This is a genomic window from Actinoalloteichus sp. AHMU CJ021 (genome assembly GCF_002895405.1).
GTDB lineage: Bacteria > Actinomycetota > Actinomycetes > Mycobacteriales > Pseudonocardiaceae > Actinoalloteichus_B > Actinoalloteichus_B caeruleus.
Window position 1 is genome coordinate 626,366 of sequence record NZ_CP025990.1, and the last position, 23,535, is coordinate 649,900.

General features: G+C 71.8%; 13 protein-coding genes. 9 read left to right on the plus strand and 4 right to left on the minus strand.

The annotated features are described in order from the left end of the window. Positions 1-320: 320 nt before the first annotated feature. Positions 321-1,163 (plus strand): SAM-dependent methyltransferase, encoded by an 843-nt coding sequence (locus C1701_RS02220; protein WP_337662087.1) that lies wholly within the window; start codon positions 321-323, stop codon positions 1,161-1,163. A 201-nt stretch (positions 1,164-1,364) separates the two neighbouring features. Beyond that, the gene (locus C1701_RS02225; RefSeq protein WP_103055442.1) at positions 1,365-2,666 is read left to right on the plus strand and encodes a glycosyltransferase; all 1,302 of its coding nucleotides are present in this window, start codon (positions 1,365-1,367) and stop codon (positions 2,664-2,666) included. 448 nt (positions 2,667-3,114) lie between these two features. On the opposite strand, the gene C1701_RS02235 is transcribed toward C1701_RS02225, so the two are convergent. After that, positions 3,115-4,992 carry a carbohydrate-binding module family 20 domain-containing protein gene (locus C1701_RS02235; RefSeq protein WP_026420574.1) on the minus strand — a complete coding sequence of 626 codons (1,878 nt, stop codon included), beginning with the start codon at positions 4,990-4,992 and terminating at the stop codon, positions 3,115-3,117. A gap of 669 nt (positions 4,993-5,661) precedes the next feature. On the opposite strand from C1701_RS02235, the gene C1701_RS02240 reads away from it, so the two are divergent. Then, positions 5,662-6,738 (plus strand): methyltransferase domain-containing protein, encoded by a 1,077-nt coding sequence (locus C1701_RS02240; RefSeq protein ID WP_103055443.1) that lies wholly within the window; start codon positions 5,662-5,664, stop codon positions 6,736-6,738. Between the two features lie 321 nt (positions 6,739-7,059). Here the strand turns inward: C1701_RS02240 and C1701_RS02245 are convergent, their stop codons facing one another. Then, entirely contained in the window at positions 7,060-7,656 is a 597-nt protein-coding gene (locus C1701_RS02245) for a TetR/AcrR family transcriptional regulator (RefSeq protein ID WP_103055444.1), read from the minus strand. A gap of 83 nt (positions 7,657-7,739) precedes the next feature. Here C1701_RS02245 and C1701_RS02250 point away from each other — a divergent pair, with 83 nt between their 5' ends. Continuing rightward, on the plus strand, positions 7,740-9,611 hold the full coding sequence (locus C1701_RS02250) for an ABC transporter ATP-binding protein (protein WP_103055445.1): 1,872 nt from the start codon (positions 7,740-7,742) through the stop codon (positions 9,609-9,611). A 134-nt stretch (positions 9,612-9,745) separates the two neighbouring features. Next, positions 9,746-10,546, plus strand: coding sequence for an NAD(P)H-binding protein (locus C1701_RS02255; protein WP_026420576.1), 801 nt, complete (start codon positions 9,746-9,748; stop codon positions 10,544-10,546). Between the two features lie 60 nt (positions 10,547-10,606). Here C1701_RS02255 and C1701_RS02260 read toward each other — a convergent pair whose 3' ends face one another. Then, entirely contained in the window at positions 10,607-11,257 is a 651-nt protein-coding gene (locus C1701_RS02260) for a superoxide dismutase family protein (protein WP_030106785.1), read from the minus strand. A gap of 341 nt (positions 11,258-11,598) precedes the next feature. Between C1701_RS02260 and C1701_RS02265 the strand changes: the two genes are divergently transcribed. From C1701_RS02265 to C1701_RS02280, 4 genes are all read left to right on the plus strand, one after another. Beyond that, positions 11,599-11,985: a hypothetical protein gene (locus tag C1701_RS02265; RefSeq protein ID WP_030106784.1), complete on the plus strand. Its 387-nt coding sequence runs from the start codon at positions 11,599-11,601 to the stop codon at positions 11,983-11,985. Between the two features lies 1 nt (position 11,986). Further along, positions 11,987-14,689 carry a DUF4132 domain-containing protein gene (locus C1701_RS02270; RefSeq protein WP_103055446.1) on the plus strand — a complete coding sequence of 901 codons (2,703 nt, stop codon included), beginning with the start codon at positions 11,987-11,989 and terminating at the stop codon, positions 14,687-14,689. Between the two features lie 140 nt (positions 14,690-14,829). Beyond that, positions 14,830-18,516, plus strand: a complete 3,687-nt coding sequence (locus C1701_RS02275) for a S8 family peptidase (protein ID WP_103055447.1) — start codon at positions 14,830-14,832, stop codon at positions 18,514-18,516. A gap of 546 nt (positions 18,517-19,062) precedes the next feature. Further along, complete coding sequence (locus C1701_RS02280; protein WP_103055448.1) at positions 19,063-22,734, plus strand: S8 family peptidase; 3,672 nt, start codon at positions 19,063-19,065, stop codon at positions 22,732-22,734. Between the two features lie 69 nt (positions 22,735-22,803). On the opposite strand, the gene C1701_RS02285 is transcribed toward C1701_RS02280, so the two are convergent. Beyond that, the gene (locus C1701_RS02285) at positions 22,804-23,520 is read right to left on the minus strand and encodes an MgtC/SapB family protein (RefSeq protein ID WP_030107466.1); all 717 of its coding nucleotides are present in this window, start codon (positions 23,518-23,520) and stop codon (positions 22,804-22,806) included. Between the last annotated feature and the right edge of the window lie 15 nt (positions 23,521-23,535).

Below are 23,535 nucleotides of genomic sequence, written 5' to 3' on the forward strand. Positions count from 1 at the left end.
CGCGCGGTCGATCCGCTGTGCGCGGACTCACCCGTGGCCACGCCACCTCCCACCAGCCCACTGCCAGTCCAACTCCCCGTCCTTACCGGATCACCCGCGTCCGGTCGAGCAGGGCTGCCCGAGATTCACCCGTTCATATCAAGCTACACCGGGTGGTGATGCGTCCCGGGCGGAGCATTCGTCATCCTGCTGGGCCGCACCGACGGCCGAGGACGGCGTTCTCCGCACGATCACGCAGGACCAGGAACCGGTGGCCTCCGTCACGGATCATCACGTCTATCCTTGAGATCCTTGCCACGCCAGGAACAGTAGGTCTGCCTATGCCACGTTCTGATGAATCAGCAGTCCACCAGTTCGTGACGCCGCCGATGAACGGTGTTCGGGCGAGCATGGCCAGGGTCTACGACTCACTCCTGGGCGGCAAGGACAACTACGAGGCCGACCGCGAGGTGACCCGGGACGTGCTCGGGGTCTTCCCCGAGGCGAGGCAGGTCGCTCGCGAGCACCGGCGATGGCTGAGCAGGGCGGTGCGGTACCTGGCCGGCCGCCGGGGGATCGACCAGTTCCTCGACCTCGGTTGTGGCCTGCCCACCGACGAGAACGTGCACGAGATCGCGCAGCGGGCGAACCCGGAGGCCCGGGTCGTCTACGTCGACGTCGACCCGATCGTGATCGCCCAGGGCCCGGCGTTGTTGGAGGAGAACGACCGCACCCACTTCGTGGCCGGCGATCTGGGCGAGCCGGACATCCTCCTGGCCCACCCGACGCTGACCAGGTACCTGGACTGGGAACGGCCGGTCGCGCTGCTGCAGTGCCTGTCCCTGGTGTACCTGGGGGCCGACCGCCGGCCGCACGAGGTGGTGCGCCGCTACGTCGAGGCGTTACCGGCCGGGTCGTGCGTGGCGATGAGCCACCTCCTGGACCCGGGGGACGGAGGGCCGGTCAGCGCGCTGGCCCGCGAGGTGGCGGCGGTGTACGAGGCCAGCTCGATGACCTCGGTGCACTTCCGGGCGGAGGCGGAAATCGAGTCCTACTTCGACGGGCTCGAACTCGTCCGGCCCGGGCTGACCCGCCCGTCGGCGTGGTGGCCCGACGGGCCCCGGCTCAACCCGCCCCCAAAGTCCGACCGGGTCGTCGTGGTGGGGGTCGGCGTGAAGCGCTGACCGCCGGATCGCCGGGGTCGCGGTCCGTCCACACCGGCCGATTCCCGGGCCGGGCCGGGGGTACGGTGCCGCCGGACAGATCGGGACGTCCCGCTGCGAGCCCCGACGTGGTCCGGGCTTCGCCGGCGCGGTGGAACTCCTCCCCTGGCCGACGCGGGGAGCGGTGTCGGAGGTCCCGCCGTTCGAGGGAGGAGGACGACGTTGGGTGACTACCTGCTCTGTTCCAGTCCGATCCACGGTCACGTGAACCCGCTGCGCGGACTGGGCGCGGGTCTGGTGCGAGCCGGGCACCGGGTGCGGATGCTGACCGGAGCCCGCTTCGCCGACGCGGTGGCGGCGGTGGGCATCGAACACGTGCCGCTGCCCGAGGCGTGCGACTACGACTACCGGCGGTTCGACGAGGTGTTCCCGGGGCGCGTCCCGCTGACCGGGATCCGGAAGCTCGCCTTCGACTACGCGGAGGTCTTCGCCGCCTCGATGCCCGGCCAGTACCGGGCGTTGCGGGCGGAGCTGGACCGGGACCCGGCGGAGGCGCTGCTGGTGGAACAGTCGTTCCTGGGGGTCCTCCCGCTGTTGGCGGGTCCACCGGCGCGCAGGCCCCCCGTCGTGGGTGCCGGGGTCTTCCCCCTGGCGCAGTCCAGTCGGGACACCGCGCCGTTCGGCATGGCGCTGCCGCCGCTGCGGTCACCGCTCAACGCGCCCCGCAACGCGGTGCTCACCTGGGCCGCCCGCGAGGTCGTGTTCCGTGCGGCCCAGGACCGGGTGAACCGGGGGCTGCGGGAACTGGGACTGCCCCGCCTACCGGAGTTCGTGCTCGACTGGCCCGTCCTCGCCGACCGGTTCACGCAGTTGACGAGCGCGGGTTTCGAGTACCCGAGGAGCGACCTGCCCGCGTCCTTCCGGTTCGTGGGGCCCCTCCCACCGAGCGGCCCCACCGACTGGACGCCCCCGCCCTGGTGGTCTGAGCTCGACGACGCTTGCCCCGTCGTGCACGTCACCCAGGGGACCATCGACAACGTCGATCTCGACCGCTTGGTCGGGCCGACGGTGCGCGGCCTGGCAGGGAAGGACGTCCTGGTCGTGGTGGCCACCGGGGGACGCCCCGAGTCGGCGGTGCCGGGCGCCGCCGCGCTCCCGCCCAACGTGCGGGTGGAACGGTTCCTCGCCTACGACCGGCTGCTGCCCAGAGTGGACGTGCTGGTCACCAACGGGGGCGCCGGGGGGACGCACCAGGCGCTGGGGGCCGGCGTGCCGCTGGTCGTGGCCGGGGACAGCGCCGACAACCCGGAGAACGCCGCCAGGGTCGCGTGGTCGGGTGCCGGGATCGACCTGCGCACCGGAACGCCGCCCGCCGAGGCGGTCGCCGACGCCGTGGAACGGGTGTTGCGGGAGCCCCGGTACCGGGCCCGGGCGCGGGAGTTCGCCGTCGAGATCGCGGGATGCGACGCGCCGGCCTCGGTCGCCGCCGAGTTGGCCCAGGTGATCACCGACACCTCCCGGTGACCCAGGGGCCGCCGGCCCGGCACCAACCGGACCCGCCCGCACCGACCCTCACCCCGGTATGCCCGCGGCGTGGGCGGGATGAGCCGGCCACTGGCACTCGGCGAGTTGGTCTTCGCGCGGGGCAGCTGCGGGAGAAGCGGTAGCCGCGTTCCCCGACCACGGTGTCCAGTCCGTCGGCTAGGTCGGCGACGAGGCCGACCAGGCGGGCTCGGCGCAGCCCGACGAAGTCGGGGTCCCGGATTCCCGCTGTCGGCCCCCACCTGACGACCCCCACCTGACGACCCCCACCTGACGACCCCCACCTGGCGGCCCTCACCTGGCGCGGCCACCCGGCCGGGCCGCCCGCCGGGTCGAAGGACTCGGGAGCGAACCGGGCCAGGTGGCCGGTGCGGCTGGCCTCGGTGCGCGGTCACGGAGGTCGGGACGAGCGGCACCATGACCGCCCCACTCACCCGGTGGTGTCGCCGAAGGTACCGCTGAACGAGCACGCCCCGCCGGTGGAACCCCGGCGGTTGGCACCCGGCTCCCACTCGACCTCGCCGCCGGGGGCGATCTTCACGTACTTGTATTCGAACGCGCTATCGGCCGGCAGGGTCACCGTGGTCCGCCACACCGGGTAGTCCGACGACGACAGGTGCACACCGGCACTCGGGTTCCAGCTCCCGAGTTCGGGGATGCTGCCGACCAGGTGCACCTCCTGGCCGAACCAGGTCTCGGCCCGCACCCCGAAGGCGCACTGCCCGGGCTGCTCACCAGGCGGCCCCTCGCAGTCCGCCTCGCAGGGCGCACCGGTCTCGCCCACGTGCAGGGCCAGGACACCGTCGGTCGGAACGCTGGCCTGGAAACTCCCGTCACCGGCCACGGTCACCGCGGCCCCCGTGCAGGTGCCCTCACCGGTGGACCGGCTGCCGGTGGCCACGTCGCAGTAGGTGCCGGCGGGCAGCCCGCTGCGGAACGCCTGGTTGAGCGCCCCGCCCCGGTTGAACACGGCGAAGCCCTCCTGACCCCGGCCGAAGGCGATCGCCCGGCCATCGCCCGAGGTCCACCGGTGGGTGAGGGGCGCATCCCCCACCTGGTTGCGGAACCCGACCATGCCGGCGATCGCGGGCTCGCGGTGCTCGCACAGCCACCCGTTGGCCCCGCACTCGGTGGGGGCGGTGATCGCCCCAGCCGGGTTGCCCGGCTGCTGCCCGGCGCTGGGCGCCCCCTGCTCGTTGTTGGTGAACCGGTAGCTGGACATCAGCTTCGGGGTGCCGAAAGGGTGGGCGAGCATGAACGCGGAAGCGACCCGGTAGGGGCCGGGGTTGTTCTGGAAGACCAGGCCGGGGTCGGACCGCTGGGTGTCGTGGTTGTCGACGAAGACGACGGCGTCCCCGCTGGGCAGGGCCATCTGGCCGCCGAGATCGTGCAGCCAGCCGAGGTTGCCGTCCCGCACGGCCGGGCCGACCTGCCGCTGGTAGCGGAACTCGGTGACCTGGCCGAGGTGCGCGTAGGCGGGGGGCTTCAGCTCCGGTGGGCCGCCGCCCTCGATGACCTCCTGGTAGATGTGGGGCCTGCCGCCGAAGTGCGGGACGTCGTCGAGCATTCCGTAGATGGCCTGGAGGTCGGCCTGCGGCATGTGCTTGGCGGCGTCGACGCGGAATCCGGCGACGCCGATCCCGACGAGGTCGTTGAGGTAGTCGGCGATGCGGCCCCGGACGACGGGGTCGGCGGTGCGCAGGTCGGACAGGGCGAGCAGCTCGCAGTGCCACACCTCGTCGGGGTTGTCCCAGTTACCGATGTCGCGGCGGCAGTCGCCGAAGTGCTGGTCGTCGTAGCCGGCCGCCGGGTAGCGGTACTTGTCGAAGGTGTTGCCGTTGCTGCCCGGGCCGCTGCCGATGGAGCCGCTGCCGGCCATGTGGTTGATGACGGCGTCCACATAGATCCTGACGCCGTTGTCCCGGCAGGTCTCGACCATGTCGACGAAGTCGGCGCGGGTGCCGCGTCGGGTGTTGTCGAGCTGGTAGCTGACGGGCTGGTAGTCCTGCCACCAGGGGTGGTGGTCGTCGGCGAGGACGACGTGTTCCTGGGGCGGGGAGACCTGCACCCCGCCGAAGCCCGCCGGGCCGAGGACGTCCTCGCACTCCCTGGCGACCGAGTCCCACCGCCACTGGAAGAGGTGGACGAGGGTGTCGCCGTTGGCCTGGGCGGTGGTCTCGACGGGGGTGGTCGGGGTGGAGGTCGGGTCGGCGCTGGCCTGGGTGTCGGAGGCCAGGACCGGGATGGACGAGGCGGCCATGCTGACCAGCACGGCCGTGGCGATCGTCGCGACGTTGCGAACTCTCACCGGTTCCTCCTTGGGGGGCGGCGGGTTGCCCCGCCGGACCGGGCGGTTCCTCGGCGGACGGCAACCGAGGTACTGCAATAATTTTCAGTTGTGTGGTGAAGCTAACAGGTGCTGGACGAATTGGGAAGGCGGCGACAGGACCACGGATGACACTGCCCGGTACGGACGAATGGCGGTGTCAATCCGTTGACCTGCGACGGGTATCGCCGACGCGCGCTCGACCCACTCGGCGAGCACAGCGGTCGATCGGTTCCAGTGTTGCAATTTTTTTCAGGTGGTTTGGCACCGGATTTCGGCGTGGGGTTGCCGCGCGGAGTCGCTCCGAGCGGGCCGGTCCGGCGCCAGGCGGGTTCGGGGAGGGCGCCTCCCTGAGCGCGGGTTCGGTTCCGGTGGGTTCGAGGCGCCACATCGTCCGCCGCGACCCCGGCGCCCACTCTCGTGGTGGTGCGCGACTCAGCCGGTCCGCTCGCCGACGGGGTGGAGCATGCGGCCGCACGCTCCCCACGGGATCTCCGGGCTGGCCTGTTCTGTCACCGGACCGGGTCATGGACCCCAGAACGGACGTGGGGGATTCTGGACGACGGTCCGAACGGGCAGTGGGCGTGGCAGGCGGAACCCGCACGTGCCGGGTCGCCGGGCCCCAGCCGACGAACACAGTGAAGGTGCCCCATGACCAACACGACAGCGGACCATCGCCACCTGCTCAGGCGCCAGCTCGCCGAGATCCTGCGCGCGGTCGGGGCACTTTCCGACCCCGCGCTCCTGGCCGCGTTCGTGGACGTGCCCCGGGACCACTTCGTCGGCGACTTCGCCGTGCGCACGCCGGACGGATTGTCGTGGATCTCGCGCACCGACCCCGCCCGGCTCGGCCTCGTCCACGGCGACACGACGCTGATCACCGAGGTGGGCTCCGACGGCACCCCCATCTCCTCGAGCACGGCGCCGTCACTGATGGCGACGATGCTGGAAGCACTGGAGCTGCGCGGCTCGGAACGGGTGCTGGAGATCGGAACGGGAACGGGCTACAACGCGGCGCTCCTCTGCCACCGCCTGGGCTCCCACCGGGTAGTCACCGTGGACATCGAACCGGGGCTCACCCTGACGGCCGCAGCCCGGCTCGACGACCTGGGGTACCAGCCGACCGTCCTCACCGGAGACGGAGCCGAAGGCGCGCCGCGGCACGGCCCGTTCGACCGGCTGATCACCACCTGCGGGCTCACATCGGTGCCCGCCACGTGGCTGCGACAGGTCCGGCCAGGGGGACGGATCCTGGTCAACCTCGGCTTCGGTCTCGTGTCCCTGCTCGTCCTGGAGGACGGAACGGCCGAGGGCGGTGTGCTCGACTTCGCGGCCTTCCTGCCCCGTCGAAGCGGTGTGGACGACCCGGCTCCGGATCCCCACGACATCCCCCGCCACAGCGGGTCTCCGGCCCGACGGGACACACTGCCAGAAGCCCTGGACGACCGCACCGGCCGCGCGGTGCTCTCGCTGCACCGCCCTGGCTTGTGGAGGGGTTCCCACCTCGACGATGACGGGCGCGTCGTCCACCTGCTCGACGAACGAACGACGGGAGCATGGGCTCGGGCCACAGAACTGGACGACGGCTCCGTCGAGGTGGTCCAGAGTGATGGGCTGTGGGACGCGGTGACCGCCATCTTGGGAGAGTGGGACGAACGCGGCCGCCCGGACATCACGGAGTACGGGATCCGCGCGGATGCGCGGGGGCACCGCGTCGTAGCGCCCTAGTGGGGCTGGGTGAGGAGCGCCGCCACTGTGAGCACTCCCCCTTCGGGGTGTCCCCCACGTGGCGAGGACCAGGTGGAAGTCCACGTCCACCCCGTACCCGGTCGACCGGCGCGGCTGGTGGGTGATGACGACGCTGGGCCTCGCTACGGTGCGAACGTGTGGTCACCGGGTGGTCACCGCCCCCTCCCGTAACCCCGGGTCGGGGGTGCGGGCAGGTTGTGCGGCGAATGGATCTCGACGGAGCACGGGCACGTCGGGCGGACTCGAAGTACCACGTCGGCCACCGCGACCCCGGCGCCCACCCTCGTGGTGGTGCGCGACTCAGCCGGCCCGCTCGCCGACGGGGTGGAGCATGCGGTCCAGCGAACGCAGGCACTGCCCGAGCGCCTCGTGCCGGGAGACCCCGCACTCCCGCACGAAGGCCCAGGCCGCGTAGAGCAGTGCCCACAGCGCCTGCTGCACCCACTCCGGGGTCAGCTCCCGGTCGATCGACCCGTCCCGGTGGCCCCGCTGGACCAGGGCCAACAACGCGAGGTCGGAGTCGCTCTCCTCGTGCCAGTCGAGGCCGGAGCTGAACTGCGGGTCGGTGAAGACCAGCGACAGGACGTCCCCCAGCAGTTCGAAGTACTCCCGGCAGAGCCGCACGATCGCCTCACGGGCCGGCCCGACCTCGAGCTTGGCGCGGTCGGTGGCGACCGCGATCCGCTCCAGGGTGAGGGTGCCGATGGCGTGGACGAGGTCGGAGCGTTCGGCGAAGTAGCGGTGGAGGGTGGTGCGCCCCACCCCTGCCTCCCTGGCGACCTCGGAGAGCGAGGCCGAGGAGTCACGGCTGAGGACGACGACGGCGGCGTCGAGGATCGCCTGACGCGTGCGCGTGCGCACTCCGGTCTCGACCACCTGATCTCCCGCCTCCGTCATGCGACGTACCGTACTCGCCCCCGAATCGGAGCATAACGGAACTCATTTGCCTGAAACGGAACAGTCGTGTTCCACTACCGGACATGTCTGTGCTGCCCGATTCGGGTCACCCCTCCTCGACCACCGGGGCACCGCGCCTGCGGTTGCTGTGGTCGTTCGCCCGACCGCACTGGCGTGGCCTGCTCGGCGGGCTCGCCCTCGCGCTCCTGGCCTCCGGGATGGGACTGGCCACCCCGATGGTCACCAAGTGGATCCTCGACGCCCTGGGCGAGGGCCTGTCGTTGACCACCCCGGTGATCGCCCTGCTGGTGCTGCTGGTCGTCGGAGCCGTCGTCTCGCTGTGGCAGTGGATCCTGCTGGGCACCATCGGCGAACGGGTCGTGCTCTCCGCGCGGGAGGCGATGGTGCGGCGGTTCTTCGGCGCCCGGATCACCAGCCTGGGGGTTCGGCCCGCCGGCGAGCTCTCCACCCGCGTCACCTCGGACACCCTGCTGCTCCGGGAGGCCGCAGCCGACTCGGTGGTCGGGCTGATCAACGGCGTGGTCACCCTCGTCGGCAGCCTCGTGCTGATGGCGGTGCTGGACCTGGTGCTGCTGGGGTTGACGGTCGCGGCGGTCTCCGTGGTCGCGGTGGCCTTCGCGGTCCTGATGCCTCCGATCGCCAAGGCCCACGAACAGGCCCAGGAACGGGTGGGCCGGCTCGGCGGCGCCCTCACCGAGGGTCTGCGCGCGATCCGCACCGTGAAGGCCAGTCGGGCCGAGCGGCGCCAGGGCGACCAGATCGTGCGGGAGGCCACCGAGGCGGCGCGGTTCAGCGTGCGGGCGGTTCGCCGGGAGGCCGTCGCCTGGACGGTGGCCTGGTCCGGCGTCCAGCTGGCGATCATCCTGGTGCTGGGCGTGGGGGCGTGGCGGATCGCCGACGGCGCCCTCGCGGTGTCCAGCCTGATCGCGTTCCTGCTCTACGCGTTCGGCCTGATGGACCCGATCATGACGCTGAGCCAGAACGTCACCGCCATCCAGGCCGGGCTCGCCGCCGCCGGGCGGATCCGGGAGACCCAACGCCTCGAACCGGAGGGGACCGAGTGGGCGTCGGCTGACCGCCCCACCTCGGACACCACCACCGGCGACACCTCGACATCCCATTCTCCGGGCGGTGCGGAAACCCCGGTGGTGCGGCTCGCCTCGGTCGCCGCCCGCTACGCGCCCGGCGCGGAACCCGCCGTGTCCGGTGTGGACCTCACCATCCCCCGGCGCGGCCACACCGCGATCGTCGGTCCGAGCGGCGCGGGCAAGACGACGCTGTTCTCCCTGCTGCTGCGGTTCCTGGAACCCGAGTCGGGTGAGCTGCGGCTCGACGGCCGGCCCTACCGCGAGTTCAGCCACGAGGAGGTGCGCGCCCGGTTCGCCTACGTCGAGCAGGAGACGCCGGTGGTGCCCGGCACCGTCCGGGACAACCTGACGTTCACCTACCCGGATGCCTCGGAGGAGGAGGTGTGGACGGCGCTGCGGAAGGTCCGGATGGCGGAGCGGGTCGCGGACATGCCCGACGGGCTCGACACCCCGTTGGCCTCGACCATCGTCTCCGGTGGGGAACGCCAGCGGATCGCGCTGGCCCGGGCGCTGGTGCGCACCCCGGACGTCCTGCTGCTCGACGAGGCCACCGCCCAGATCGACGGTCTGACCGAGGCCGCGGTGCACGACTGCGTGCGGGAGCGGGCCGAGGAGGCGGCCGTCGTGACGATCGCCCACCGGCTGTCGACCGTGATCGACGCCGACCTCATCGTCGTGATGGAGAACGGCGCGGTGCGAGCCAGGGGCACCCACGAGGAACTGCTGGCCTCCGACGAGTTGTACCGGGACCTCGTGCGGGCCCTGCGCATCGCCACCCCCGCCCCGGCCTCGCCCGAACTCGCGGCGGAGATCGACGGGGCCCGGCGGGTGGCGACCTCCGGGTGAGCCCCACCCCAGCCGGCTCGCTCCCGGCACCAGCCGGTTCCCGGCCGATGCCCTGCCGGCCCGAGCCGTCCACCGCACCCCGCACACGTTCCCGCGCCCACCGGCGCGGTTCGGCACCCCTCGGAGGACCAAGGATGACCATTCTCGTGACCGGAGCGACCGGCAACATCGGACGGCTGGTGGTGGACGCGCTGCTGGCCGCCGGGGCCACCGACGTCCGCGCGCTCACCGTCGACCCGGTCAGGGCGGCGCTGCCCGCCTCGGTGGAGGCGTTCCGCGGCTACGTGGGACGCCCCGCCTCGATCGGTCCCGCGTTGGAGGGCGTTCACGCGCTCTACCTCGCCCCGACACCCCACACGGCCGGGGAGGTGGTGGGGCTCGCGCGGGAGGCCGGGGTCGAGCGGATCGTGGACCTCTCCGGGGAGGAGGGCTCCTGGTGGTATGCCGTCGCCGAGGCGGTGGAGGCCTCCGGAGCGGAGTGGACCCACCTCATGCCCGGCGACTTCATGGCGAACATCAGCGTCTGGGCCGACACCATCCGCGAGACCGGGACGGTGCGGGACGCCGCCTTCGGGTCGGCCAGCGCCCCCATCGCCCTGGAGGACGTGGCCGCGGTCGCGGCGACCGCCCTGCTCCACGACGGGCACGCCGGCCGGGCCTACTCGCTGACCGGACCGGAGACCATCACCCGGGAACGGCAGGCGCGGCTCATCGGGGAGGCGCTCGGACGGGAGCTGCGGCTGGTGGAACTCACCCGGGAGGAGGCCATCGCCGAGTTGCACGACCTGGGCGAGTACGCCGAGTGGTTCGTCGACGGTCTGCTGGAGCTGGTCGACACGCCCGCCGAGGCCACCAGCACGGTGGAGGAGGTCCTGGGTCGACCGGGAACACCGTTCTCGACGTGGGTGCGCGACAACGTCGAGATGTTCCGCTGACCGGGGCGGGCCGGGTGGCGCGTCCGCCGAGGGGGTGGGCGGTGCCACCCGGCCCGTCGCTCAGTTCGTGACGACCCCGCAGGCGACCCGGTCACCGGCGTCACCGGTGGACAGGGTGTCGGAGTCCGGGCCGTCCGGCGCGTAGCGCTCGGGGATGTTGCCGAAGTTGTCCGGTCCGGCGTGGACGATGAAGGCCGCGCCGTCCTCGTCCACCAGGTCGGCGATGGTGAACCGGTCGGTGACGGTGGTGAGTTCGGCGACACCGTCCTCGGTGGCGAAGAGGCTGGTGAGGTCGCCTCCGTGGCCGGGGTGGTGCTGGTCGTCCCCGCTGCCGAGGTGACCGCCGGCGGTGAGGAAGTCGCCGACCTTCTCCGGGTCGCTGGGGCTCTGGCTGTCCGGCTCGCACCGGCCCGTCTGGTGCACGTGGAATCCGTGGAAACCGGGTTCCAGATCGGACACGGTGGCGACGACCTCCACCCCGCCGGTGACCTCGCGGAGGCGCACGGTTCCCACGTCGTTGCCGGAGGCGTCCACCAGCACCGCCGAGGCGGCGACCCCGTCGCCCTCGGCCGGGGAGGATTCAGCCGCCGTGGGGGAGTCCGGTAGCCGCAGTTCGTTTCTCGCCTCCTCCGAACCGCCGCATCCCGAGGTGGCGAGGACTCCCGCGGTGAGGAGTCCGAGCAGGACCGGGGGATGTTTCGCTGACGACATCGGTGATTCCCCTTCCGGGCAGGCCCGGCCGGCCCACGCCGACCGGTCTCGGTGTGCCGCGGTCACGCCGCTCGGCAGCCGCGACGCGCGGTGAATGCGCCGGGGAGCCGCGACCGTCGGGGTCTGCGACCCCCCGGCGCCGCCTGGTGTCACGTCACCAGTGGATCTCACGGGGAGTGCGTGGGTGATCACCGCAGTCTTAGCAACCGGGGCGGCCGGGGCGCTCGCCGAAACCAGGTTTCTCACCTGATCCGATGACAGTGGACGATGCGCGCGCCGCTGAGCCGTCGTCCTCGACCAGCGGAACGCGGTTGTCGGCCACCGTGGTTACCGTCCGTGCCATGGCAGAGGTCACGATCGTGGACGAGAGCACCGGAGGTGCCGCGCAGTCCACCTGGACGTTGGAGTTCCTCGAGGAACGCGTCACCGTCCGGGAACTCATCCGGCGGCGCGTCTACCAGGAGGTCGGCGAGTACCACGCCTCCGGCGGCGAGTTCCGCGGCCTGGTGCGTCCCACCGCCCGGGAACGCGCGCTCAACGGCTCCCCCACCGGTCAGGGCAGGGTGGACTGGGAGGAGCAGGCGGACCTGGCGGAGAAGGCGTTCACCCGCAACGGTTTGGTCATCCTGGTCGGGGACCGCCAGCTGGTCGAGCTTGACGAGGAGGTCGACCTCACCGTCCACACCGAGGTGACCTTCCTCCGCCTCGTCGCACTGGTGGGAGGCTGACATGTCGACGACCGCACCGCCACCGGGGCTGGTCGACCTGGTCCGGGCCCCCTCGACCCACTACCGGTGGGTGGACGATCCGCTGGTCCCCCGGGTGGCGGCGCTCTCTCCCGAGGAGATGGACGCACTCCACGGCCAGCTCGGCGAACTCATGGCGGAGGACGCCCCCGGCACCCGCGAACGGGACCGGCTCCGGACCGTCCGCCTGCTGATCACCGTCCTGCGGCACGTCCGGCAGGCCGTCGCCGGACGTCCCGAGCAGCGGGACGAGGCGGCCAACGCGGCCCTCACCCTGCTGGAGCGGTTCCCCAGCGCCCGCGCGCTCGACGCGGGCGCCGTCTCCCGAGGCGTGACCAGGATCGTCGTCGACCACGACACCGCGTTGGCCGCCCACCTCTTCGCCGAGGTGCTGCACCGCCTCAAGGACATGCCGTCCACCACCGACGACGCCCTGTACCTCCACCTGCTGCGGGACAACCTGCTGATCGAGGGCGTCGGCGGCTCCTGGCTCGATGAGGACCTGCTGCTGGACTGGCTCGGCGGCTGCTTCTCCCTGGCACTGCCCTTCGCCGCGCTCCCGGTGTTGCGGCGGGCGGGGGCGGCTCGCCGTCCGGAGCTCGTGGCGCTGCTCAGGCGTCACCGGCTCGACGCCCACGGCACGCGGGACGTCACCGTTCTCCCGGAGGAGGGCCGGTGGCCGCTGCTCAACGTCGGCGAGGCGTGGAGTGAGGCGGCGACCTCCGACATCGACGCGCTGCCCGAACCCGAGCGGGACGCGCTGCGCGCCCTCGTGGCGCACGCGCTGACGGCGACCACCGCCAAACCGTCGGCGGCCTGGAAGCGCACCGCCCGCGACCTGCTGTCCAAGCCGGGTGCCGAACGGTTCCCCGCCCTGTTCGTGGCCTGGGGTTCGCGGGTGGGCCGGGCGCGCACCCTGCCGTTGCGACCCTCCATCTGGTACTCCCACGACGTGAGTGCCCTGCTCGACCCGCACAACGTCACCGCGCTGCGCGGGCTGTGCTGGTTGGCGACCCTGTGCCCGCCCGCCGAGGGCCTGGAACGCGTCCTCGGCGGGATGGTGGAGACCGCCCTGCGCAAGGCCCCGGGTGTCGGTCCCCGCTCACCCCGGCTCGCCAACTCCGCCACCTACGCCCTGTCCGAACTCGACGGCGCCGCCGCCCTCGGGCAACTCGCCAGGCTCAGCTCGCGGGTGACCTACAAGGGGACGTTGAAGGAGATCGACAAGGGCCTGGCCCGCCGCGCCGAGGCCCTGGGGATCAGCAGGGACGAGATCGAGGAGCTCGGCGTACCCACCTTCGGCATGACCGAGGTCGGCACCCTGGAGGAGCGGTTCGACGGCGGCGCCACCGCCCGGCTGCTGATCGGGACCAACTCGGCCACCCTCAGCTGGACCAGCGCCACGGGCCGGCCGGTCAGGTCCGTCCCCGCCCAGGTCCGCGCCGACCACCCCGAGGACGTCGCCCGGCTCCGGGGCGCGGTCAAGGACGTCACGAAGATGCTCACCGCCCAGCGGGACCGGCTCGACCGGCTCATGCTGAGCCGGCGGACCTGGCGGTACGAGGGGTGGCGGGACCGGTACCTCGACCACCCCCTCGTCGGGGTCCTGGCCCGCCGGCTGGTGTGGTGGGTGGGCGGCACCCCGGCCTGCTGGTTCGACGGCCGGCTGGTGGACGTGGACGGTGCGGAGGTGACGGCGGACCCGGCCGCCGAGGTGCGGTTGTGGCACCCGGTCGAGGACGGGGTCGAGCGGGTGCTGGCCTGGCGGCGGTGGTTGGAGGACCGTCGGGTGACCCAGCCGTTCAAGCAGGCGCACCGGGAGGTGTACCCGCTCACCGACGCCGAACGCGCCACCGGCGTCTACTCGAACCGGTTCGCCGCCCACATCCTCCGCCAGCACCAGTTCCACTCGCTGGCCACCGTGCGGGGCTGGCGGAACCAGTTGCGGCTCATGGTCGACGACTCCTGCGAGGCACCCTGCCGGGAGCTGCCCGAGTGGGGGTTGCGCGCGGAGTTCTGGGTGGAGGGCGTCGGCGAGGACTACGGCACCGACACCACCGAGAGCGGCACGTTCCTCCACCTCGCCACCGACCAGGTGCGCTTCTACCCGCTGGACGCGCCCAGGAACAGCCAACACGCCTGCGGTGGGCCGTACTCGCAGTGGGTGGGCCCCGACCAGGAGCCGACGCCGCCGGTGCCGTTGGCGGAGGTGCCGCCGCTGGTGCTCAGCGAGGTGCTGCGGGACGTGGACCTCTTCGTCGGGGTGGCGAGCGTGGGCGCCGATCCGACCTGGGCGGACGGCGGTCCGGCTGGCCGGTACCAGGAGTACTGGCACTCCTACGGTTTCGGGGAGCTCTCCGCGACCGCGCTGACCCGGCGGGACCTGCTGTCCCGGGTGGTCCCCCGCCTGGCGATCGCCGACCGGTGCTCCCTGGACGGCCGGTTCCTGCGGGTGCGCGGTGACCTGCGGAGCTACCGGATCCACCTCGGCTCCGGGAACATCCTCATGGAGCCCAACGACGAGTACCTGTGCATCGTGCCCACCCGGCGGGACGAGAGCAGCGGATCGGTGTTCCTGCCCTTCGACGGGGACCGCACGCTGGCGGTGATCCTGTCGAAGGCCTTCCTGCTGGCAGCGGACACGTCGATCACCGACAGCACCATCACCAGCCAGCTCCGGCGATGACTCGACGCTCGCCGTGATCGAAGCGTTACTCGGCGCGCTCAACTCGCTGCCGTGGTCGCGGTGTGTTCGGTGTGAAGGGCTTGTGATGAGCCCGGCCGGCCGGTGAACACCGGCCGGCCCACCGAACGGAAGGACACCAGGTGCGAACACCCCGTGTTCGGCCCGCCGCCGGTCTCCTCGCCGCACTGCTGCTCACCACCCCCACGGCAGCGGCCGGCACCCACGAGACCGACCCACCACCCCCGACCACACCCGTGACGTCACACACCAACGGCGCCCCGATCAGCATCACCCTGATCACCGGGGACACCGTCCTGCTCCGCCAGGGCCCCGACGGCCTACTGCTCGCCGGGTTCACCTCCCCACCCCACCGGCGCGGCACCGGCTACCACCAGGAAACCCACCAGGGACGACTCGTCGTCATCCCCGACGACGCCCGCCGCGCCGTGATCTCCGGGACACTGGACGAACGGTTCTTCGACCTCACCGGACTCGTCGAACAGGGCCTGACCGACGACCACCAGGACAGCCTCCGGATCATCCTCGACGAACCCGCCGACGGACCACGCGCGTTCGCCGCACCCGAGGTCGCCGAGCACACGCAGTCCTTCCCGGACCTGGGGTTACGCGGCCTGGAAATCGCCCACGAGGACCTGCCCACCTTCTGGCAGGACCTCGAAGGCGGTGACGGTCCCAGCGTGCTCAGCGCCCAGGACGACACCCGGGTCCTGTTGGACGGGCGGGTGCGCGCCACCCTCGACCAGAGCCGGGACCTCGTCGGCGCCAGCGAGGCCTGGGACGCAGGCCACACCGGAGACGGCGTCACCGTCGCCGTCCTCGACACCGGCTACGACACCGGACACCCCGACCTCGACGGCCGGGTCGTCGCCGCCGAGAACTTCTCCGACGCCGAGGACGTCCAGGACCGCAGCGGGCACGGCACGCATGTGGCCGCCACGATCGCCGGCACCGGAGCAGCCTCCGACGGCCGCTACGCCGGCGTCGCCCCGGACACGGACCTGGTGGTCGCCAAGGTCCTCGACGACCAGGGCCAGGGCTGGACCACCGACGTCATCGCCGGAGCGGAATGGGCCGTCGAGCAGGGCGCGGACATCCTCAACCTCAGCCTCGGTGCCGAGGCGTTCCCCGAGGGCGACCCCCTCGTGGAGGCGGTCGAGGAACTCTCCGCCACCACCGGAGCGCTGTTCGTGGTGGCCGCCGGCAACAACGGCCGGCCGGCCTCGATCGACTCCCCCGGTGTCGCCGACAGCGCCCTGACCGTGGGCAGCACCACCAAACAGGACGAACTCAGCGACTTCTCCAGCCAAGGCCCCGTGCCCTGGAACTTCGGGCTGAAACCCGAGATCGCCGCACCAGGATCCGACATCGTGGCCGCTCGGGCGGAGGGCGTCGAGGAGGAATGGGCCATCGACGAGCACTACCTCAGCGCGTCCGGCACGTCGATGGCCGCCCCGCACGTCGCCGGCGCCGCCGCCCTGGCACTCCAGGCCAACCCCGACCTCGACGGCCAACAGATCAAGGCACTGCTCACCGGCAGCGCCGAACCTCTCCCCGGGATCGACGTCCACGGGCAGGGAGCCGGCCGCCTCGACATCGCCCGCGCCCTGGAGCAGGGGCCCCGCGCCGAACCCGCCACCCTCGGCTTCGGATTCCACGAGTGGCCCCACGACGGGGAACCGGTGGAACGCACCATCACCTACACCAACCCCACCGACACCGAACTCACCCTGGCCCTGGACCTCACCGTCAGCCAGGACGACGGCACCCCCGCCCCCGACGGCCTGCTGGAACTGACCACGGACGAGGTGACGGTGCCCTCTGGTGGAACGGCGACGACCACGCTGGTCCTCCGGCCCACGGCCGAACGGGTCAGCACCATCACCGGTCGGCTCACCGCCACCACCGACGGGGCCCGACTCGTGACCCCGGTCTCAGCGATGGTCGACCAGGAACGGCACCAACTGTCGGTGTCGGTCCCCGACGAACTCACGACCGCTAACCTGACCATGTCACTGGTCGTGCAGAACACCGAGACCGGTGACGTCGACGAGGCCCATACTTTCGATGTTCGAACCAGCCTCCGGCCCGTGCCGGGACGGTACCGCGTCGTCACCGCCGTCCACGACCACCTCCCGGGCGGCGAGCTGGAAGCGACCTACGCCGTCGACGAGATCGAGCTGACCGAGGACACCCACCTCACGATCTCGTGGGACACCCGGAGACCGGTCGAACTGGTGCCCGAGGAGGAGGGCGCTCGTCGCCAATTGGCCACTGCCGGGTATGAACTCGAGAACTACGCCTGGGTCATATCGGGTTCTCCGCCGGTTCGGACCTTCGTCATCGATGCCGACACCGAGGTCGACGGGTTCCGGTTCGTGGACGGGGGGACATGGGCCGCCCCATTGGCTCACGTCGACATACCCGGCCACGATCTGGACATCGAGGTTTGGGAGAGGCTGGACGGCCCGCAGGGGACGGTCTCGGGGCCTCTGGTCGACGTCACCTCCGCCCCGGTCACGGAGATCCCTGATCTGACTGGCAGCATTCCCTTCCTGGGGCCGGAGGCGGAGCTGGAGCCGGACGAGGTCGTGCCGTTCGCCCAAGCGTTGATCGACCGAGGTGCTGAGGTTCTGCTCTCGGGCATCTGGATCCAGGAGGAGATCGCGCTGCCGTACGTCGAGGTCGACTTCCTTTCCGGGCGTCGACTCGCGGATCTCCTCGCACGCGAGGGAACCGTGGACGCGGTCATCGAGGGCCGCGAGTTCAGCCCCTACGCCTACTTCCTGCTGGAGCCCCACGAGGGTGGTTTCCCGCCCCCGGGGCGTCGCGTGGTACGCGACTCCGCGCTGGCCAGGGTCGAGAGCACTTACCACAATCCCATGGCCGAGACCGGGATCACGAGCCTGACCCAGATGGTCTCGCGGGACGGCACGTACGTGACCCACCAGTGGGTATCGACGGTGATCCCGCAGGTCCGCACCGAGTACCTGTCCCCCGGCCTGGAGTGGTCGACGGAGATCTCGTTCCGTGGTGAGGGTGGGCAGAACATCGGCACGCTGGTGTCCCCACAGACCCGGCTGGAGGCGGGTGACGAGCGGACCGAGTCCTGGTACCGGGGTCCGATCGGCCCGGCGCTGCCCGACCAGGCCCTGGTCGACTGGCAGAAGCGGGGGTGGCGGCCCCCCGCCGTGCGGGAGGACGACCTGCTGCGATTCCAGTTGTCCATGTTCGGCGACAACGACCCCCGTCACGCCAACGTGGTCGACCTGCGGTTCGACACCGACAGCGGCCGGATGGTGCTGAGCCGGGACGGCGAGGTCGTGGCCGAGGCCGACACCCCCGGACTGGCCGACCTGGAGGTCCCACCCGGACCCGGCTGGTACGACCTGGCCGTGGACGCCGAACGGACCAGCGAGATCTGGGCCGCTCCCGGCAGGGTCCACGGCCAGTGGCGGTTCCACTCCACTGGGGCCGACGAGGTGCTGCCCCTGCTCGACATCCGCTACGACCTCCCCCTCGGGTTGACCAACGACACCCCCGCGGGTGAGCCCCTCGCCGGAACGGCCACGGTCGTCCACCAGACCGGGGCCCAGGAATCCCCGATCAACGAACTCGCCGTCGAGGCCTCCTTCGACGAAGGCGAGACCTGGGTACCCGCCGAAGTCGACCGGGACGGCGAGGGCTGGACGCTGGTCCTGCCCGGTGCCGGGGAGCCAGGCGACCTGGTCTGGCTGCGCGCCACCGCCAACGACGAGGACGGCAACTCCGTCACCGAGACGATCGAAGGCGCCTACCGGCTCCACTGAACCACCACGACGCGGGCCGGGAGGGCGCCCCCTCCCGGCCCGTTCCACCCCTGGGCAGGGAGGCCGTGCACCGCGAACCGGAGCAGGGAAGCCCTCCGCGTTCCCGAGGGAACCGGCCGTTCAGGGAGCAGCGCTCGGCGATCGCCCGACGGGGGACCGCCCGGGCCAGCAGGCACCGCCGGATCCGCGCGGTCGCGGAGCCCCGAAACCGTGGGAGCGCCGTGCTCCTGGTACTCGCACTCCCAGGCCATCGTCCGACCAGGTCGGATCGAGCCCACACTCGCCACACCGACGAAGCGGTCCACATCCGCGGGACCTCGCTGAGGACTCCGGCTGACCGGGCCCTGGTCGATGCCCACGGCCGCGAGCACGGCCCGACACCAGGACGAGCCAACCGCAGTGGGACTCCGGCGCTCGCCGTGATCGACCCGTGACCCACCCGACTCAACGTCTCCATCCGATCACAGCGTGTTCGGTGTGAAGGGCTTGTGATGAGCCCGGCCGGCCGGTGAACACCGGCCGGCCCACCGAACGGAAGGACACCAGGTGCGAACACCCCGTGTTCGGCTCGGCGCCGGTCTCCTCGCCGCACTGCTGCTCACCACCCCCACGGCAGCGGCCGGCACCCACGAGACCGACCCACCACCCCCGACCACACCCGTGACGTCACACACCAACGGCGCCCCGATCAGCATCACCCTGATCACCGGGGACACCGTCCTGCTCCGCCAGGGCCCCGACGGCCTACTGCTCGCCGGGTTCACCTCCCCACCCCACCGGCGCGGCACCGGCTACCACCAGGAAACCCACCAGGGACGACTCGTCGTCATCCCCGAGGACGCCCGCCGCGCCGTGATCTCCGGGCGACTGGACGAACGGTTCTTCGACCTCACCGGACTCGTCGAACAGGGCCTGACCGACGACCACCAGGACAGCCTCCGGATCATCCTCGACGAACCCGCCGACGGACCACGCGCGTTCGCCGCACCCGAGGTCGCCGAGCACACGCAGTCCTTCCCCGACCTGGGGTTACGCGGCCTGGAGATCGCCCACGAGGACCTGCCCACCTTCTGGCAGGACCTCGAAGGCGGTGACGGTCCCAGCGTGCTCAGCGCCCAGGACGACACCCGGGTCCTGTTGGACGGGCGGGTGCGCGCCACCCTCGACCAGAGCCGGGACCTCGTCGGCGCCAGCGAGGCCTGGGACGCCGGCCACACCGGAGACGGCGTCACCGTCGCCGTCCTCGACACCGGCTACGACACCGGACACCCCGACCTCGACGGCCGGGTCGTCGCCGCCGAGAACTTCTCCGACGCCGAGGACGTCCAGGACCGCAGGGGCCACGGCACGCATGTGGCCGCCACGATCGCCGGCACCGGAGCAGCCTCCGACGGCCGCTACGCCGGCGTCGCCCCGGACGCGGACCTGGTGGTCGCCAAGGTCCTCGACGACCAGGGCCAGGGCTGGACCACCGACATCATCGCCGGAGCGGAATGGGCCGTCGAGCAGGGCGCGGACATCCTCAACCTCAGCCTCGCCGGCTGGGCCACCCCTGAACGCGACCCGCTGGTCGAGGCGGTCGAGGAACTCTCCGCCACCACCGGAGCGCTGTTCGTGGTGGCCGCCGGCAACAACGGCCGGCCGGCCTCGATCGACTCCCCCGGTGTCGCCGACAGCGCCCTGACCGTGGGCAGCACCACCAAACAGGACGAACTCAGCGACTTCTCCAGCCAAGGCCCCGTGCCCTGGAACTTCGGGCTGAAACCCGAGATCGCCGCACCAGGATCGGACATCGTGGCCGCCCGCGCGGAGGGCGTCGAGGAGGAATGGGCCATCGACGAGCACTACCTCAGCGCGTCCGGCACCTCCATGGCCGCCCCGCACGTCGCCGGCGCCGCCGCCCTGGCACTCCAGGCCAACCCCGACCTCGACGGCCAACAGATCAAGGCACTGCTCACCGGCAGCGCCGAACCTCTCCCCGGGATCGACGTCCACGGGCAGGGAGCCGGCCGCCTCGACATCGCCCGCGCCCTGGAGCAGGGGCCCCGCGCCGAACCCGCCACCCTCGGCTTCGGACTCCTCGACTGGCCCCACGACGGGGAACCGGTGGAACGCACCATCACCTACACCAACCCCACCGACACCGAACTCACCCTGGACCTGGACCTCACCGTCAGCCAGGACGACGGCACCCCCGCCCCCGACGGCCTGCTGGAACTGACCACCAACACGGTGACCGTCCCACCCGGCCAGACCGCGACGGCCACGCTGGTCCTCCGGCCCACGGCCGAACGGGTCAGCACCATCACCGGCCGACTCACCGCCACCACGAACGGGGCCCGACTCGTGACCCCGGTGTCGGCGGTGGTCGACCAGGAACGGCACCAACTGGCGGTGTCGGTCTCCGACGAACCCCTGACCAGTTCCCCGCTCCTGTCCGTGGTGGCCGAGAACACCGAGACCGGTGAACTGCACGAGGCGAGGACCTTCGAGGAGGGGGTGGACGTCACGCTCGTTCCGGGCACCTACCGGGTCGTGATCTCGCTCAACGAGTACATGGAGGACGGACGGTCGTACCAGACCTACGCCGCCGAGGAGGTCGAGCTGACCGAGGACACGCTGCTCGACGTTCCCCTGGAGACCCGCGAAGCGGTCGCGCTCGTGCCCGCTGAGGACGATGCCGAGCGGTACGGCACCACGCACGGGTACGTCCTCGAGAGCGCCACTCACACCTTCACCGGGATAATGACCGAGTTGTTCGTCGTCGACGCGGGAGCGGAGATCGACGGCCTCGGCTTCCTGCACGGCGGCGCATGGACGGCCCCCCTGGTCCGGGTGGAATTACCCGGGCACGATCTGCGTGTGGGGGTCTGGGAGGACCTCCGTGGCCCCCGGGGAACGGTCACCGGCACTCTCGTGGACCTCACGTCCACCCCGGCCGAGGACGTTCCTGACCTCACCGGACGCATCCCGTTCCTCAGCCCCGGGACGGACCTCGCCCCCGACAAGCTCGCGGACCTGGTGCGGGCCGTGGCTGACCGGGGAGCCGAGGTGTTGTTGGGCAGCGTCTGGATCGAGACCGAGATTCCGTTGCCCTACGTCAACGTCGAGTACCGCTCCGCGACACGACTGGCTGAGTTGATCGCCGAGGAAGGGCGGGTGGAGGCCGTCGTGGAGGGACGGGACCACAGCCCCTCCGCGTACTACCTCCTGGAGTCGCACGACGGCGGTCTCCCACCGAGCGGTCATCGGGTGGTGGAGGCTGACGAGCTGGCCCGGATCGAGAACACCTACCACAACCCCGGCCCCGAGGACGTGCTGCGCGAGACCCGTCAGTCGGCTTCCTCGGAAGGTGTCGTCATCGCCGACCTGTGGGCACTGACCATGTTCCCGCAGGAACGGACCGAGTACTTCTCGCCTGGCTTCGACTGGGTGGGGGAGGTCTCGCTACCCGGGGACTGGGGCGTGGGCAAGCTGGTGACGCCGCCGACGGCGCTGGAGGCGGGTGACGAGCGGACCGAGGCCTGGTACCGGGGCCCGATCGGCCCGACGCTGCCGGACCAGACCAGGGTCGGCCTGGACGAGTGGCGGTCCCCGGCCATGCGGGAGGACGACCTGCTGCGGTTTCAGCTGTCCATGTTCGGCGACAACGACCCCCGCCACGAGGCCCTGCCCGACCTGCGGTTCGACACCGACAGCGGCCGGATGGTGCTGAGCCGGGACGGCGAGGTCGTGGCCGAGGCCGACACCCCCGGACTGGCCGACCTGGAGGTCCCACCCGGACCTGGCTGGTACGACCTGGCCGTGGACGCCGAACGGGACCACCAGGTCTGGGCCGCTCCCGGCAGGGTCCACGGCCAGTGGCGGTTCCACTCCACGGGGGCCGACGAGGTGCTGCCCCTGCTCGACATCCGCTACGACCTCCCCCTCGGGTTGACCAACGACACCCCCGCGGGTGAGCCCCTCGCCGGAACGGCCACGGTCGTCCACCAGACCGGGGCCCAGGAATCCCCGATCAACGAACTCGCCGTCGAGGCCTCCTTCGACGAAGGCGAGACCTGGGTACCCGCCGAAGTCGACCGGGACGGCGAGGGCTGGACGCTGGTCCTGCCCGGTGCCGGGGAGCCAGGCGACCTGGTCTGGCTGCGCGCCACCGCCAACGACGAGGACGGCAACTCCGTCACCGAGACGATCGAAGGCGCCTACCGGCTCCACTGAACCACCACGACGCGGGCCGGGAGGGCGCCCCCTCCCGGCCCGTTCCACCCCTGGAGCGGAGCACCGGGTTCACAACCGGGGAGCGGCGTCGGCGCCCCCGGCGACGTGCAGGACACCGGGCAGGCCGGTCAGTTCCCGCACCAGCTCCTCGAGCGACCCCCGCCCCCGCAGCTCGACGACCACCACGACCGTCCGGTGGTCCTCCGCGCGGTCCTCGTACTCCACGTGCAGGTCCAGCACCGTCCACCCCCGGCTGGTGCAGGCGGAGAGGACGCCGCGCAGCACTCCCCGCCCCTCCAGGTAGCCGATGCGGACCGTGCTGGGCTGGCGCCACGAACCCCGCAGGTGCCGCGTCAGCCAGGGGTAGCCGGCCACGACGAGGAAGTGGGCGGCGGTGGTGGCGACGGCGAGGACGAACAGGCCGCCACCGCTGGCCATGCCGACGGCGGCCGTCACCCACACCGACGCGGCGGTGGTCAGGCCCTGGACGGCGTCGCGCCGGACGAAGATGAGCCCGCCGCCGATGAACCCGATGCCGGTCAGGATCTGGGCGGCCACCCGGGACGGGTCGAGCATGACGTCGTCACCGAGGACCGAGGTGAAGCCGTGCTGCGAGACGACCATGAACAGGGCGGTACCGAGGCCGACGAGGCTGTGCGTGCGCAGGCCGGCGCTCTTGGCCCGGACCTCGCGTTCGAGTCCGATGAGGCTGGAGAGCAGGAGCGCGACCGCGAGCTCCCCCAGCAGGGGGATCTCACCGAGTCCGGACGAGACGGGGCCCTCCACCCCGGCGACGCTAAC